Origin of the sequence: Cellulosimicrobium funkei, from assembly GCF_001019615.1 — a bacterium.
Lineage (GTDB): Bacteria > Actinomycetota > Actinomycetes > Actinomycetales > Cellulomonadaceae > Cellulosimicrobium > Cellulosimicrobium cellulans_E.
In genome coordinates this window covers 54,844-69,899 of sequence record NZ_JNBQ01000007.1, presented here as the reverse complement: position 1 = coordinate 69,899, position 15,056 = coordinate 54,844, and the positions used below count along the sequence as shown (strand labels likewise).

Annotated in this window: 11 protein-coding genes; 4 read left to right on the top strand and 7 right to left on the bottom strand. The window is 74.1% G+C overall.

Annotated elements, in window-relative coordinates:
• Nucleotides 1-6: 6 nt before the first annotated feature.
• The 3 genes from FB00_RS08815 to FB00_RS21630 form a co-directional block, all read right to left on the bottom strand.
• Nucleotides 7-600 carry a YdeI/OmpD-associated family protein gene (locus tag FB00_RS08815; protein ID WP_172820092.1) on the bottom strand — a complete coding sequence of 198 codons (594 nt, stop codon included), beginning with the start codon at nucleotides 598-600 and terminating at the stop codon, nucleotides 7-9.
• A 119-nt stretch (nucleotides 601-719) separates the two neighbouring features.
• Nucleotides 720-2,855: an acid phosphatase gene (locus tag FB00_RS08810; RefSeq protein WP_052877557.1), complete on the bottom strand. Its 2,136-nt coding sequence runs from the start codon at nucleotides 2,853-2,855 to the stop codon at nucleotides 720-722.
• A 121-nt stretch (nucleotides 2,856-2,976) separates the two neighbouring features.
• Nucleotides 2,977-6,660: a GH92 family glycosyl hydrolase gene (locus FB00_RS21630; protein ID WP_082141158.1), complete on the bottom strand. Its 3,684-nt coding sequence runs from the start codon at nucleotides 6,658-6,660 to the stop codon at nucleotides 2,977-2,979.
• Nucleotides 6,661-6,950: 290 nt separating this feature from the next.
• Between FB00_RS21630 and FB00_RS08800 the strand changes: the two genes are divergently transcribed.
• Entirely contained in the window at nucleotides 6,951-9,695 is a 2,745-nt protein-coding gene (locus tag FB00_RS08800) for a DEAD/DEAH box helicase (protein ID WP_047232543.1), read from the top strand.
• A gap of 81 nt (nucleotides 9,696-9,776) precedes the next feature.
• Here the strand turns inward: FB00_RS08800 and FB00_RS08795 are convergent, their stop codons facing one another.
• Nucleotides 9,777-10,202, bottom strand: coding sequence for a carboxymuconolactone decarboxylase family protein (locus FB00_RS08795; RefSeq protein WP_047232542.1), 426 nt, complete (start codon nucleotides 10,200-10,202; stop codon nucleotides 9,777-9,779).
• 72 nt (nucleotides 10,203-10,274) lie between these two features.
• On the bottom strand, nucleotides 10,275-11,219 hold the full coding sequence (locus FB00_RS08790) for a GNAT family N-acetyltransferase (RefSeq protein WP_047232541.1): 945 nt from the start codon (nucleotides 11,217-11,219) through the stop codon (nucleotides 10,275-10,277).
• Between the two features lie 118 nt (nucleotides 11,220-11,337).
• Here FB00_RS08790 and FB00_RS08785 point away from each other — a divergent pair, with 118 nt between their 5' ends.
• Together FB00_RS08785 and ybaK are read left to right on the top strand one after the other, a co-directional pair.
• On the top strand, nucleotides 11,338-12,063 hold the full coding sequence (locus FB00_RS08785) for a VIT1/CCC1 transporter family protein (protein ID WP_047232540.1): 726 nt from the start codon (nucleotides 11,338-11,340) through the stop codon (nucleotides 12,061-12,063).
• 25 nt (nucleotides 12,064-12,088) lie between these two features.
• Nucleotides 12,089-12,592, top strand: coding sequence for a Cys-tRNA(Pro) deacylase (ybaK, locus tag FB00_RS08780; protein ID WP_047232539.1), 504 nt, complete (start codon nucleotides 12,089-12,091; stop codon nucleotides 12,590-12,592).
• Nucleotides 12,593-12,671: 79 nt separating this feature from the next.
• Here the strand turns inward: ybaK and FB00_RS08775 are convergent, their stop codons facing one another.
• Complete coding sequence (locus FB00_RS08775; RefSeq protein ID WP_047232538.1) at nucleotides 12,672-13,070, bottom strand: YccF domain-containing protein; 399 nt, start codon at nucleotides 13,068-13,070, stop codon at nucleotides 12,672-12,674.
• Nucleotides 13,071-13,179: 109 nt separating this feature from the next.
• Between FB00_RS08775 and FB00_RS08770 the strand changes: the two genes are divergently transcribed.
• Entirely contained in the window at nucleotides 13,180-13,926 is a 747-nt protein-coding gene (locus FB00_RS08770; RefSeq protein WP_047232537.1) for a YggS family pyridoxal phosphate-dependent enzyme, read from the top strand.
• Nucleotides 13,927-13,999: 73 nt separating this feature from the next.
• Here the strand turns inward: FB00_RS08770 and FB00_RS08765 are convergent, their stop codons facing one another.
• A complete protein-coding gene (locus FB00_RS08765) occupies nucleotides 14,000-15,049 on the bottom strand; it encodes a lipoate--protein ligase family protein (RefSeq protein WP_047232536.1) in 1,050 nt (349 codons plus the stop codon).
• Nucleotides 15,050-15,056: the final 7 nt, after the last annotated feature.

The following is a 15,056-nucleotide window of genomic DNA, read 5'->3' as shown; positions in this document are numbered from 1 at the left end:
TTCGGGCTAGCGGCGCGGCTGGTGCGCCGCGACGCCCTGCTCCGCCTGGTCGGCGGTCTCCGCGATCCGGCGCGCGCGGGTCTCGGGACGCTTCGCCTCGACGATCCAGCCGAGGATCGCGCGGCGGACGCCCGGCGTGAACGCGTCGAAGTGCGCGCGGGCGCCCGGCCGCTCGCCGAGCGCCGCGGCGAGGTCGTCGGGGACGACGAGCGCCTCGGCGTCGTCGTGCCGCGTCCACGACCCGTCGGCCTTCGCGGCGTCCACGACGGCGCGTCCGGCGTCGGTCATGCGCCCGTCCGCCTCGATGCGCGCGACGCGCTCCTTGCTCAGGCGGGTCCAGCGGCTGCCGCGCCGGCGGCGCGTGAACCAGAGCGCGTGCCGGTCGGCGTCCACCGTCGCGGCCTGCCCGTCGATCCAGCCGTAGGACAGCGCCTCCTCGATCCAGGGCTCGTACCCGTAGGTCGTGCGGCCGCTCTCGCGCCGCCAGGTGAGGAGCCACACCCCGGGCTCGGGGTCGTCGTGGTGCTCGGCGAGCCACGCCCGCCACTCCTGCGGCGTCTCCGCATGGATCGCCGGCCTGCCCTGGTACTCCTCGGTCACTGCGCCTCCGTCGTCGCTGCGGGGCACCAGCGTGCCCGACGGGTCGGCGAGGCGCCAGGGAGCGGACCGGGGAGAGATGACCCGGGAGGCGTTCCCTCGGCGCCTCCCGGGTCGGTCTGTCAGCCGCAGGACGGGACGGCGACGTCTCGCGCGACCTCCTGGGTCGCGCCGCCGGGGCCGGTCGCCGTGACGGTCACGGGCACGTCCGCCCCCGTCTCCACGCCGCGCACGGCGAAGGACTGGTACGCGTTGGCGCCGGGGGCCACCGCGGCGAAAGACCTCTCCCCCGCGCCGGTGACGAGCGCGACGGCGAGCGCGTCGTCGGACACGTTGCGGGCGCGGACCGCGACGTACGGCGTGCCGGCGAGGCACCGCGCGGACGTCTCGACGTCGACGAGCGGCGCCGTCGGCTCGCCCACGACCTCGCCGTCCACGGTGAGCGTGCCGTCGGCGTTCACGACGACGTCCGCCGCCATCGCGGCCGCGAGGTCGACGCGCTGCCACTCGGCCTCGCCCGCGACGTCGAGCGCGAAACCCGAGTCGAGCGCGGTCGCGGCGAGGACGAGGCGGCGCTGGTCGCCGGTGAGGTCGGGGAACGCCGTACGCAGCAGGTCCTCGGCGCCGGCCGGGACCTGGACCTCGCGGCCCGCCTCACCGACGCGCGGGAACCCGTACGTCAGGCGCTGGTCGTACACCGCGAGCGCCTGGTCGGTGGGGAGGTAGGGCACCTGGTCCTGGGCGCACACGGCGATCTCGTCGCCGCACGCCCGCTCCAGCACGGTCACGAGCTCGGTCCGGGCCTGCTCGAGGAGCACGCGGAACGCGGGGTCGGACCACCGGAGCTGCGCGATGTTCTGCCCGGTCATGCGGCCGCCCATGACGTCGAGCGGGTAGTGGAAGCCGGTCACGAGGCGGTTGTCGCCGTACTCGGACGCGCGCGCGAGGATCTGCGGCGCGAGCTCCGGCAGGAGCGTGGCGAGCACGGTGCCCTGCGCGTAGCCGTGGTTGGTGTGCCCGCTGGGGAACGAGCCGTTGGTGCGCAGGCCCTCGTAGCTGCCGGAGGTCTCGAACGCGTTGACGTGGCCGCCGGCGGACGTGAAGCCGAGCCGGACAAAGGGGCGCTTGTAGTCGTACGCGGCCTTGGCGGGCTCGTGGTTGCCGACCGACTTCTCGACGCGCCCGGACAGCAGGGCCTTCGTCTTGGGGAGACGCCCGTCGGCGAGCGCGTCGCGGTAGATCGGCCCGAGCTCGCTGCCGAGCGCGTCCGCCATGGTCTCGTAGGCCGAGCCGCGCCCGTCGGTCAGCGCGCGCTGCACCTGCGGGTCCCCGGCGACGTAGGCGTTGTTGCGCGCGAGCGAGCCGAGGTCGTTGGCGCTCGTGGGCCGGCCGGGCTCGTTGGGCGAGAGGATCTCGGGGTGTTTCGCGCGCAGGTCCGCGAACCCCCGCAGCATCCAGGTGAACCAGTCCTGCCCGGTCGGGGCCGACGGCGTCGCGTCGGACGCGTAGGTCCGGTCGAGGACGTCCTGCGGGAACGGCATCGACGGGTCGTCGGTGGTGGAGAGCGCGAGGGAGAAGAAGACGTCCGAGCTCGTCTCGTTGCACTGGTGGATCTCGACCGCGATCGTGTTCTCGCCCGGGACGAGCACGTCGGCGGGGACGACGAGCGTCTCGCGCAGCGGCGCGGTCGCGCCGGCCCTGTCCTGGTACTGCAGGTTGCGGGTGATCATCGAGTCGCCCCACCCGGCGACGCGCTCGCCGTTGACGTACACGGTGGCGGAGTCGTCGTAGACGAGCGTGCCGCGCAGGCCGGTGATCGCGTCGAGCGTGGCCGCGTCGAGGGTCACGGTCGTGCGGAAGAAGTACGCGGGCACGACGACCTTGGGCGTCTGGGTGATCCAGTAGTCGAGCAGGGTCGTGATCGTGTTGCCGCCCCCGATGCCGCTCGCGGTCCCGTTGACCGCGCCGAAGCCCGGTCGGCCGGTCTTCCACGCCGCGTCGTCGAACGCCGGGTCCGCCCACGCGGTCCGGTCGGCGGCACCCGCGGCCGGGTCGGTGTTGTCGTCCAGGTAGCGCCAGGTGGTGCCGGCGCCGACCACCTCGGTCGGCGTGAACGCCTCTGCGGCGCGCGCCGCCGGCGCCTGGAGCGCCGCGGCGAGCACGAGCGCGAGCGTCGTGAGCGCCGCCAGCAGGGCGAGCGGCGCGGTGGTCCGGCGGTCGCGGGGTCGCGGGGCCGGGTACGTCGTCGTACCGGTCATGGGTCGTCCCTCTCTCGATGTCGTCGATGGCGCGAGCAGTCCAGCCGCGCCGGCCCGCGGGTGCGGGAGCGCGGGTTGGAGGACGGTGGCGCGGGACCGTGCGGCCCCGCGCCACCGTCGATCAGGAGCAGGCGGCGGCGTCGTACGCGGCCGTGACCTGCTGGGGCTCGCCGTCGGGCGCCGTCACGGTGACCGTGACCTCGCCCGCCTCGACGGCCGCGGCACGCGTGGCGAACGACTGGTAGGCGTTCGCCCCGGGCACGACCTCGGCGAAGAGCTTCGAGCCGTACGGGGTCGCGAGCTCGATCGCGGCGGGCTGCTCGCCGGTGTTGAGCGCGCGCACCGCGACGAACGCCTTGCCGCCCATGCAGCGGGCCTGCGCCGTGACCTCGACCTGGGGCGCCGGGGCCACCCCGGTCGCGTCGGTCGCGACCGCGAACACGTGGAACCGCGTGTTGCGCGGGAGGGTGAGGCTCGTCAGCACCTTGCCCTCGGGCAGCGTGACGGGCGCCGTGGCGTAGAGCCCGCAGCCGAACCTGTCCGTCCCGGTCCCGTTGCCCCGTGCGCCCGGCTTGGCGACGAGGATGTTGCCCGGCTCGGGCGAGCCCGTGCACCAGTCGCTCAGGGCGACCTGGGTCGTCTGGCTCGTCCCGTCGGCGAACCCGAGGACGAGGTCGCCGCGCTGCGTGCCGTGCGTCGCCGTCCCGACGAGCGAGAGCGTCCGCGCACCGCGCTGGGCCTCGGGCACCTCGAGCACCTGTCCGTTCGCCGCGACGTTGTCCGGCTCGCCGGCGGGTGCGGCGCCGAGCAGGTAGGTCAGGTCGGTGCCCGGGACGGTCAGCTCGAGGCCCTGGACCACGCCGAGGTCGGCGAGCAGGTCGCGCAGGAGGTACGCGCCGGACCCGTCGAGGTTCGCGTTGGCCGCACCGGCGTCGCCGATGCCGACGTTGTCGAACGCGCCCGCGATCCACGACTCCCCGGACACGACGACCGAGATCTCACGCACTGCCTCGGTCCCCGCGGCGTCGTGCACGACGAGCCGCACGGTGTGCACGCCCGGCTCGGCGTCCGCCGCCGCGGCAAGGGTGACCGTCCCCTCGACCGTGGCCGGCAGGCCGTCGGACTCGGCGGTCCACTCGGCGAGGTCGGTCGTCGCCGTCACGGCGCCGTCGGACGTGACCTCGAGCGTCCCCGTCGAGGTCCCCGCACCCTGCGCGACGACCTGGACGGCGACGTCGGTCTGCCCGCCCGGCGCGAGGACCGGCTGCCGCGGCGTCGCCCCGACGAACAGGCGCTCGACCGTGCCGTCCGCCGGCACGACGGCGCCCGGCGAGGCCGCAGGGTCGGTCGCCCACGCGGACGGCGCGGTGCCCACGGCCACGTCGAGCGTGCCCGCCGCGGTGAGCTCGTCACCCGTGACCCAGGCGCGGTCCAGCGGCTCGCCGCCGAGCGAGACGGACTGCGTGTAGTGCGCGTCGCGCGCGACGCCGTCCGCCGTGAGGTGCAGGGAGTCCCGACCGAAGACCTCGGGGTCGAGCGTGATCGTCACGTCGTCGAACAGCGGCGTCGTCAGGCCCCACAGGTCGGTGCCCGGGACGATCGGGTACACACCGATCGACGACAGCACGTGCCACGCGGACATCGTGCCGAGGTCGTCGTTGCCCGTGACGCCGTCGGGGCCGTCGGTGAACAGCGTCGCCGCGGCGCGCACGACGTCCGTCGTCTTCCACGGCTGACCGGTCCACAGGTACACGTACGGCGCATGGAGGTTCGGCTCGTTGTTCGGGTTGTAGGTCTCCCAGCCGTAGTAGTCGTACGTGCCGTTGACCCACACCTCGCTCGCGACGCGCGCGGGGTCGGCGACGAGCTCGTCGTACGCGAAGAAGGCGTCGAGACGGTCGACCGCGGCGTCGGTGCCGCCCATGAGGTCGAACAGGCCGGGGACGTCCTGCTGCGCGAGCCACTGGTACTGCACGGCCGTGCCCTCGTGGAACCCGTCCGAGTGCGCGGGGTCCGCATCACCCACGAAGAACCCGTCGGCGTTGCGCGCCCGGAAGTTGCCCGTGCGCGGGTCGAACACGTTGCGGTAGCTCTGGCCGCGGGCCGCGTAGCGGTCGGCGTCCTCGTCGTGGCCGAGGCCGCGCGCCATCGTCGAGAGCATGGCGTCGGCGAGGGCGTACTCCATGGTCGCCGAGGCGCCGTGCTGGAGGTCGTAGTCGCCCGGCTTGCCCGAGCGCGCGGGCTCGTGCGGGACGAACCCGTCGCGCAGGTACTCGACGTTCGCCGCGCGCCCGTTGAAGGGCGAGTCCGCAGGCGGGACGCCGTCGGCGTTCTCCTTCAGGACCGCGTACGCCTCCTCCTCGTGGCCCGTGAGCAGCCCCTGCCGCCACGCGCTGACGAGGAACGGCGTCGCCGGGTCGCCGGTCATGATGTTCGTCTCGACCGTGCCGTAGCCCCAGCGCGGGAGCCAGCCGCCCTGCTGGCCCTGGCGCACGAGCGAGAGCGCCATGTCGGCCGACTCGTCGGGTGCGAGCAGGTACAGGAGCTGCTGCTGCGTGCGGTACGTGTCCCACAGCGAGTAGTTCTGGTAGTAGGTGAAGCCCGGTTCGGCGGCGTGGACCTCCTGGTCCCAGCCGCGGTAGCGCCCGTCGACGTCGGAGCCGACGTTCGGCGCGAGGAAGCTGCGGTAGAGCGACGAGTAGAACGTGCGCAGGTCGTCCTCCGCGCCCTGCGCGACCTGCACGAGGCCGAGACGCTCCTCCCAGGCCGTGCGCGCGGCGTCGTGCACGGCGTCGAACGTCCCCGCCTCCGCCGCGAGGTTCGCCGCGGCGCCGTCGGCGCCCACGAAGCTCATCGCGGTGACGGCCTCGACGTCGAGGTCGCCGCCGGTCGTGTCGAACGTGACGTACGCGCCGCGCCGACCCTCGCCGCCCGACGCGGTGTCCGAGCTCGCGGTGACGGTCGCGCCGTCCCACGTGCCGTGCGCGACGAAGGGACGGTCGAAGGTCGTGCGGGTCCAGATCGTCTGCGGCTCGGTGTCCTGGCAGAAGCCGCGCACGGTGATGCGGGTCTCGACCGTGCGGTCGTCGACGACGCGCACGTCGGACTCCGTCACGCGGTTGAGCGCCTGGCCGGCGTTGAGCAGGACGTTCGCCTGCGCCGTCGCCGGGAACGTGTAGCGCTGGACGCCCGTGCGCGCGGTCGCGGTGAGCTCGGCCTCGATCGTTCCGGCTGCCGCCTGGAGACCCACGCGGTAGTACCCCGGCGAGGCCTCCTCGTCGTCGTGCGAGAAACCCAGCGCGTACTGGCCGTAGTCGGTCGAGGTGATCGCGCCCGTCGTCGGGAGCGTGGGCAGCGGGCCGCCGAGCCCGCAGCCGACGCCCGACAGGTGCACGAGCGAGAAGCCGCGGACCGACGTGCGGTCGTAGTCGTACCCGACGTTGTGACCGTTGTCCGGCGACAGCTGCACCATGCCGAACGGGACGGCGGCGCCCGGGTACGTGTTGCCGTCGTCCTTGGTCCCGATGAACGGGTTGACGTAGTCGACCAGCGGGCCGTCGACGACGGCAGCGGCGGCATCGGACCCCGTCGCTGCCTCCGTCCCGGCGGTGGGCGTGGACGACGTCGCGAACCCGGGCGCCGCGTACGCGGTCAGCGGGAGCGCGAGGCTCGCCGCGGTGGCCAGGGCGATGGCGGCGCCCGCGCGACGTCGACGCCCGCCGCGACGCGGCGGGCGCGAGCGTGACGGTCGGGTACGTGTCGGGAATGGATCGCGATCAGCGTTGATAGCGCTGTCTGCCCGCATGTGGTGCTCCCCTTGGTCCCACGGCGGCGTGGGGTCGGCGGTCATCGATGACTCGGAGGCGGGACCCGGCCTCGACGCCGGTCCCGCGGCATACCCTCGCACACGTTGACAGCGCTATCAACCCCCGGCGCCCCGGTCTCGCCAGCTGCCGAACCCGGGGTTGTCCCCCGTTCGGCGGCGAACCGGGGAACAACCCCGGGTTCGGCAGCGCCAGATCCGCACCGACCCCGCGGCCGGCGCGACGGGTCCGGTCGACGTCCCCGGCGCTCCACACCTGACAGACTCGTGCCGTGACCACCACGACCGGCCGCACCCCGGCTCTCCTCGCGCACGTGCCCGCACCGACGGGCAAGGCCCCCGACCCGGACGCGCTCTACGAGGGGTTCACCACCTGGGCGACGGAGCAGGGCCTCGAGCTCTACCCGCACCAGAGCGAGGCGCTCATCGAGCTGGTCACCGGATCGCACGTCATCCTGTCGACGCCCACCGGCTCGGGGAAGTCGCTCGTCGCGATGGGCGCGCAGTTCGCCGCGCTCGCCGCGCACCGGTCGGGCCGCGGCGGCCGCACCTACTACACGGCGCCGCTCAAGGCTCTGGTCAGCGAGAAGTTCTTCGCTCTCGTCGCGGCGTTCGGGTCCAAGAACGTGGGCATGACCACGGGCGACTCCGCGGTGAACCCCGACGCCCCGATCATCTGCTGCACGGCGGAGATCCTCGCCAACATCGCGCTGCGCCGTGGCGGCGGTGACGGTGTCACCGCCGGACCTGTCGACGACGACGCGATCTCCCAGGTCGTCATGGACGAGTTCCACTTCTACGCCGACCCGCAGCGCGGCTGGGCGTGGCAGGTGCCCCTGCTCGAGCTGCCGAACACCCAGTTCCTGCTCATGTCCGCGACGCTCGGCGACACGACCCGGTTCGTCGAGGAGCTCGAGGAGCGCACCGGCCGGCCCGTCGCCGAGGTGACCACCGCCCAGCGGCCGGTCCCGCTGCACTTCAGCTACGTCGTCGAGCCGCTCACCGAGGTCATCGAGGAGCTCGTCAGCACGCGCCGCGCGCCCGTGTACGTCGTGCACTTCACGCAGAAGGACGCGGTCGAGCGCGCACAGTCGCTGCTGTCGATGAACGTCGCGACGAAGTCGGAGAAGGAGGCGATCGCCGCCGAGCTCGGCGACTTCCGCTTCGGCACCGGGTTCGGCAAGACGCTGAGCAAGTTCCTGCGGCACGGCGTCGGCGTGCACCACGCGGGCATGCTGCCCAAGTACCGGCGCGTCGTCGAGCGCCTCACGCAGGCCGGCCTGCTCAAGGTCGTGTGCGGCACGGACACGCTCGGCGTCGGCATCAACGTGCCGATCCGCACCGTGCTGCTCACGAGCCTCGTGAAGTTCGACGGCGAGCGCATGCGCCACCTCACGGCGCGCGAGTTCCACCAGATCGCGGGGCGCGCGGGTCGCGCCGGGTACGACACCGTGGGCGAGGTGCTCGTCATGGCGCCCGACCACGTCATCGAGAACCGCAAGATGCTCGCCAAGGCGGGCGACGACCCGAAGAAGCTCAAGAAGATCGTCCGCAAGAAGGCGCCGCAGGGCTCGGTGAACTGGACCGACGCGACGTTCGAGCGCCTGCGCGACGCCGAGCCCGAGCCCCTGACGAGCCACTTCACCGTGACGCACGCCATGGTGCTCAACGTCCTCGCGCGCACGGCGCAGCACGGTCGCGGCGGCCAGGCCGACGCGACCGACCCGCGCCGCGACCCCGTCGAGGCGATGCGGCACCTGCTCCTCGCGAACCACGACACCGACACCCAGCGCCGCGAGCACGTGCGCCAGACGTTGCGCATCTACCGCTCGCTGCGCGTCGCGGGGATCGTCGAGCGCGTGCGCGTGCCCGACCCGTCGCGCCCGGAGGGCTACCGCCCGAGCGTGCGGCTCGTCGGTGACCTGCCGCGCGAGTTCGCGCTCAACCAGCCGCTGTCGCCGTTCGCGCTCGCGGCCCTGGACCTGCTCGACGTCGAGGGCGCGACCCACGCGCTCGACGTCGTCTCGGTCATCGAGGCGACGCTCGACGACCCGCGCCAGGTGCTCTACGCGCAGCAGAACGCCGCCAAGGGCGAGGCCGTCGCCGCGATGAAGGCCGAGGGGTACGAGTACGAGGAGCGCATGGCGCTGCTCGAGGAGATCACGTGGCCCAAGCCGCTCGAGGAGCTGCTCGCGCCCGCGTTCGCGATGTACAAGCGGTCCAACCCGTGGGTCGCGGACGCCGAGCTCTCCCCCAAGTCCGTGGTCCGCGACATGGTCGAGCGCGCCATGACGTTCGCGGAGTTCGTGTCCGTCTACGGGCTCGAGCGCACCGAGGGCGTCGTGCTGCGCTACCTCGCGGACGCCTACCGCGCGCTGCGCCAGGTCGTCCCCGAGGAGCACCGCACCGAGGAGGTGCAGGAGATCGTCGAGTGGCTCGGGGAGCTCGTGCGCGGCGTCGACTCGTCGCTCCTCGACGAGTGGGAGCGCCTCGCGCACCCCGTCGACGACGACGCGGACAGCGAGGTCGGCGACGGTCCGCTCTCGGGCGCGGGCGCCGAGGCGCCGACCCGGCCGGTCACGGGCAACCCGCGCTCCTTCCGCCGCCTCGTGCGCAACGCGCTGTTCCGCCGCGTCGAGCTCGCGTCCCGCGAGGACTACCGCGCGCTCGGCGCGCTCGACGGCGGCGCGGGCTGGGACGCGGACGCGTGGGGCGACGCGCTCGACCCGCTGTTCGACGACCAGGGCGACGACGCGATCGGCATCGGCCCCGGGGCCCGTGCCGCGGCGCTTTTCCAGGTCGTCGAGGCCGGCGCGGAGGTCCCGGCAGGCCACGAGGGCCCGACGGCGGAGCACGCCCCGGGTGGGGTGGTCCCCGCGGGCACGTGGCTCGTGCGGCAGGTGCTCGACGACCCGGCGGGCGACCACGACTGGGCGATCACGGCCAGCGTCGACCTCGCGGCGAGCGACGAGGCGGGCGAGCCGGTCGTGACCGTGCTGGCCGTCGGGCCGCTGTAGGCCGGTGCCGCGACGGGCGCATCACCGCCGGGCGCCCTGGTCGGGCGGCCCGGGTCGGGGGCGCCGCCGCGCCCCGGCCGCTCAGTCGACCGGCAGCAGCCCGCGCTCGGCGAAGACCTGCTTCGCCACGGCCGTCGCGTTGAGCGCCCGCGGGAACCCGCAGTAGACGGCCGACTGGAGGAGTGCCTCGACGATCTCGGCCGGTGTGAGGCCGACGTCGAGCGCGGTGCGGACGTGGATCTCGAGCTGGGGCTCGCACCCGCCGAGGGCGCTGAGCATCCCGAGCGTGACGAGCTGCCGGTCGCGCGGCTCCAGGTGGGGGCGCGCGTAGATCTCCCCGTACGCCCAGGCCGAGATCTGGTGCTCGAGCTCGGGCGACACGTCCGCGAGCGCCTCCGCGAGGACGGCGCCCGCCGTCGCGTTGACCGCGCCGAACACTCCTCTCCCGTGCTCGTAGCGCTCCGCGCGCGTGGTCGGTCGGTCGTCCGTGGAGTTCCCCTGCGTCACGCCGAGCAGCGTAAGGGACGGGGCGTGACCTGCGTCGACGGTCTCACTCCCGCCGCGCGGGCGGTGGTGCGGTCACGAACCGTCGCGCCGCCGGTCGAACCGCTCCGGCAGGTGGGTGAAGCCCGCGGAGACGTACGTGGCGACGCCCCCGACGTTGGACGCCGGCGTCGCGACGAGCGCGCTCGACGAGCCCAGCTCGCGGAGCGCCGCCAGGCCGGCGAGGGTGACCGCCCGGCCGAGACCCCGGCCGCGGTGGTCGGCGTGCACCCCCATGGGCTCGATCAGCCCGGGTCGTCCCGGGCCGGCCGACCACACGCCGATCACGGCCACGACGGTCGCCCCGCCGGCGTCGACCGCCTCGTCGTCGGCCGCCTCGCCGTCGGCCGCCTCGCCGTCGGGCGGGCCGGCGACGGGCGGGCCGTCGTGCACGACGAGGCAGCGTGCGTCGGCGTACGGGAGCCCGGACGCGAGCGCGTGCCAGCGCTCCGGCACGGCCCGCGTCCCGCCGAACGACGAGCGGAGCGTCTCGGCCCACGCGGCAGCCTCCGGCGGCCCGACCTCGCGCACGCGGACGCCCGGGTCCTCGACCGGGTCGGCCAGGTCGTGGCGCAGGAGCGCCCACCGCTCGTCGACGCGCCAGCCCGCCGCGGCCAGGCGCTCGTCCACGAGGGCTCCCACCGGCGCCTCGACCGACGCCCCGCTTTCCCCCAGCACGCCGCGCTCGGGCCGGGTGGCGTCGTCGGCGAGCCGGTGCGCGAGCTCGTCGTCGCGCAGCAGGTCGGGCGCGATCGCGAGCCGGAGCAGGTCCGGGCCGTCGAGCAGCCCCACGGCGACGACGCGCCCGTCACGGCGCCACGTCCGCAGCGCGGCGGCGGTCGCCCGAGCGCCGAACCGCCAGAACCAGCCCACGTCGCCGGGGTGCAGCTGGAGCGGCGCGGCGTCGTCCTGCCACGCCCGCAGCGCGTCCAGGGCCTCGCGCAGCCCGTCGACCCCCGGGGTCTCCCGCTCGATCACCATGTCCTGATCAGACCTCACCGCGACCTGGGGGCGCACGCTGTGTGCGCCGTCGGCCGCTCGCGCAGGAGCCCGCGCGGCCCCCGGTCGCGCCGCGCCGGTGGGCCCCTACGGTGAAGCCATGAGCGACGCACCGCGCAACGGCCAGCACCCCGGCGAGCCCCACCACCCCGAGAGCACGGGATCTCGGCTCAACCGGCTGCGCGCCGGGGTCCTGGGCGCGAACGACGGCATCGTGTCGACCGCGGGCGTCGTCGTGGGCGTCGCGGCGACGAGCACGTCGATCCCGGTCATCGCGACGGCGGGTGGCGCGGCACTCCTCGCGGGAGCGCTGTCCATGGCTGCGGGCGAGTACGTCTCCGTGAGCACCCAGCGCGACACCGAGAAGGCGCTGCTCGCGACCGAGCGGCGCGAGCTCGCCGAGATGCCGGACGCCGAGCTCGCGGAGCTCACGGGGATCTACGAGGCGAAGGGACTGACGCCGGACCTCGCGCGCCAGGTCGCGGTCCAGCTCACCGAGCGCGACCCGCTCGCCGCGCACGCCGACGCCGAGCTGCACATCGACCCCGACGAGCTCACGAGCCCGTGGGAGGCCGCGGTCGCGTCCATCGTGTCGTTCACGGTGGGTGGCCTGCTGCCGCTCGCGGCGATCCTCCTCGCACCGCAGGCCGTGCGCATCCCGCTGACGTTCGTCGCCGTCGTGCTCGCGCTCGTGCTCACGGGGTGGGGCTCGGCCCGGCTCGGGAACGCGCCGACCCGGCGCGCGACGGTCCGCACGGTCCTCGGCGGCGCGATCGCGATGGGCGTGACCTACGCCATCGGCTCCCTGCTCGACGTCAACGTGTAGCAGGGCGCTACGGCAGAATCGGCCCGTGGCCAAGAAGTCGAAGTCGTCCGCGCACGCCGGCACGCCCGCGGTCGCGCTCCTCGAGCGCGAGGGCGTCGCCCACACGCTGCACCCGTACGAGCACGACCCGTCGAGCGACCTGTCCTACGGCCTGGAGGCCGCGGCGGCGATCGGGGTCCCGGCGGAGCAGGTGTTCAAGACGCTGCTCGCCGTGGTCGACGGCGGCGCGCTGGTCGTGGGGATCGTGCCGGTCGACCGCCAGCTCGACCTCAAGGCCCTCGCCAAGGCGGCGGGCGGCAAGAAGGCGACGATGGCCGAGCCCGCCGCGGCCGAGCGCGCGACGGGCTACGTCGTCGGCGGCATCTCGCCGCTCGGCCAGAAGCAGCGCCACCGCACGTTCCTCGACGACTCCGCGCTCGTGTTCGACGCCGTCTACGTCTCGGGCGGGCGCCGCGGCCTCGACGTCGGCCTCGCGCCGGGAGACCTCCTGCGGCTCACGGACGGCACCGCTGCCCCCCTCGCGAGATAGAGGCCTGGTCGGCCGAGGTAGAGGCCTGGCCATGACCAGGCCTCTACCTCGCGCTACCGGGCCTCTGTCGCACCGTCGGTCAGCGCTGGTAGGCGGTGTACGGTGCGTCGGTCGGGACGATGTCCTTGCCGAGCGGCAGGAGCGAGACCGGGATCATCTTGAGGTTCGCGATCCCGAGCGGGATGCCGATGATCGACACGAACAGCGGGATCGCGGTGACCACGTGCCCGATCGCGAGCCAGATGCCGGCAACGACCACCCAGATGACGTTCCCGATCGTCGACCACGCGCCCGCGGTCGGCTTGTCGACGACCGTGCGGCCGAACGGCCACAGCGCATAGCCGGCGATGCGGAACGACGCGATGCCGAACGGGATCGTGACGATGAGGATGCAGCAGATGATGCCCGCCAGGACGTAGCCCAGGGCGAGCCACAGCCCGGCGAACACGAGCCAGATGATGTTGAGCAGTGTCTTCACGGCACCGTCCTTTCCCCACCATTCTCGCCGATCAGACCGCTCGCGCCGATCCGGGACCACCCTGAGACGACCCGGATCTCGGACGGCCCGGCCGACCTAGACTGACCGCATGCCCCTCCCCGAGCCGTCGTCCGTGCTGCCCGCGCAGATCGCGCAGAACCTCGCCCGGGTGCGGTCCCGGGTGGACGACGCCGCGCGCGCTGCCGGGCGCGCGCCGTCGGACGTGCGGCTGCTCGTGGCGACCAAGACGCAGCCCGCCGACGCCGTGCGCGCGGTCGTCGAGGCCGGTGCGGACCTGATCGGCGAGAACCGCGTGCAGGAGCTCGTCGCGAAGGCCCCCGACCTCGCCGACCTCGTGGCGGCGGGGCGTGTCGAGGTCCACATGATCGGGCACCTCCAGCGCAACAAGGTCAACCAGGTCCTCGCGACGGCGACGGGCGTGGAGAGCGTGGACTCGCTCGCGCTCGCCGAGGCGCTCGCGGCGCGCTGCGCGCGCGACGGCCGGGTGCTCGACGTGCTCGTGCAGGTGAACGTCTCGGGCGAGGAGTCCAAGTCGGGCGTCCGGCCCGACGACGCGCCCGCCCTCGCGACCGCCGTCGTCGCGCTCGAGGGTCTGCGCCTGCGGGGCTTCATGACGATCGGCGCGAACGCGCCGGACGAGACGGTGGTGCGCGCGGGCTTCGCGCGCCTGCGCGAGGTGCGCGACGCCGTCGCCGGCTCGGGCGCGCCTGGCACCGGGGACGCGCGCGAGCTGTCCATGGGCATGAGCGGCGACCTCGAGCTCGCGGTCGCCGAGGGCGCGACGATCGTCCGCGTCGGCACCGCGGTCTTCGGCCCGCGACCCACGCCGAGGTAGAACCCGCCGTCGCGACGTAGAACCCGGGGAGCTATACCTCGCGACCGGGGGCTCTACGTCGCGAGGTACGGCGTCACGGGACGCGCGCGGTCCACTCCGGCGTCGAGAACTTCGTGCGCGCGAGCTCCTGCGCCCGCTCGCGCTCCTCGGGCGTGACCTTGCCCTCGACCGTGCGGTAGCGCGACCGGAAGTGCTCCTTGAAGGCGTCGATGACGTCCTCGCGCGCCATGCCCGTCTGCGAGCGCACCGGGTCGACGCGCTTGTTCGCGCTCGTCGTGCCCTTGTCCGAGAGCTTCTCGCGGCCGATCCGCAGCACCTCGAGCATCTTGCCGGCGTCGATGTCGTACGCCATCGTCACGTGGTGCAGCACCGCTCCCCCGCGCAGCCGCTTCTGCGCCGCCCCCGCGATCTTGCCCGCGGGCGACGCGATGTCGTTGAGCGGCTTGTAGGTCGCCTCGACGCCCACCTCCGCGAGCGCGCCGAGCACCCAGTCGTCGAGGAACGCGTACGAGCGCTCGAAGCTCAGCCCCTCGACGAGCGACCCGGGGACGTAGAGCGAGTAGGTGATGGTGTTCCCCGGCTCGACGAACATCGCGCCCCCGCCGGAGATCCGGCGCACGACCGTCACGCCGTGGCGCTCCGCGCCCTCCGGGTCCACCTCGTTGCGCAGCGACTGGAACGACCCGATGATCACCGCGGGCGACGCCCACTCCCAGATCCGCAGCGTCGGGCCGCGACGACCGGCGTCGAGCTCCTCCGTGAGCACCTGGTCGAGCGCGAGGTGCATCGCCGGCTCCTCCGGGCCCTCGTGCACGACCTCGAACGTGTGGTCGCCCCAGCCCGTCGCGTGCCCGAGCGCGCGGCGCACCGCGATCGCGACGGCCTCGGGCGAGAAGCCGATCATCGTGACGTCCTCGCCGAGCGCGCCCTGCACGGCGCTCGCGAGCTGCGCGACCGTCGCCGTCTCGGGCATGCCCGTCAGCGCGCCGTCGATGTCCTCGAGCGCGTCGTCCGGCTCGAGGAAGAAGTCGCCGCTCACCGCGACGCGGGCGAGCCGCCCGGCCTCCACCTCGACGTCGACCGCTACGAGCTTGCCACCGGGAACCTTGTACTCACCACGCACCCGTCCA

Coding starts and splice junctions, on each gene's coding strand:
- FB00_RS08810 (WP_052877557.1), bottom strand. CDS start 2,855: ATGACCGGTACGACGACGTACCCGGCCCCGCGACCCCGCGACCGCCGG.
- FB00_RS08790 (WP_047232541.1), bottom strand. CDS start 11,219: ATGGTGATCGAGCGGGAGACCCCGGGGGTCGACGGGCTGCGCGAGGCC.
- FB00_RS08770 (WP_047232537.1), top strand. CDS start 13,180: ATGCCCCTCCCCGAGCCGTCGTCCGTGCTGCCCGCGCAGATCGCGCAG.
- FB00_RS08785 (WP_047232540.1), top strand. CDS start 11,338: ATGAGCGACGCACCGCGCAACGGCCAGCACCCCGGCGAGCCCCACCAC.
- FB00_RS21630 (WP_082141158.1), bottom strand. CDS start 6,660: ATGCGGGCAGACAGCGCTATCAACGCTGATCGCGATCCATTCCCGACA.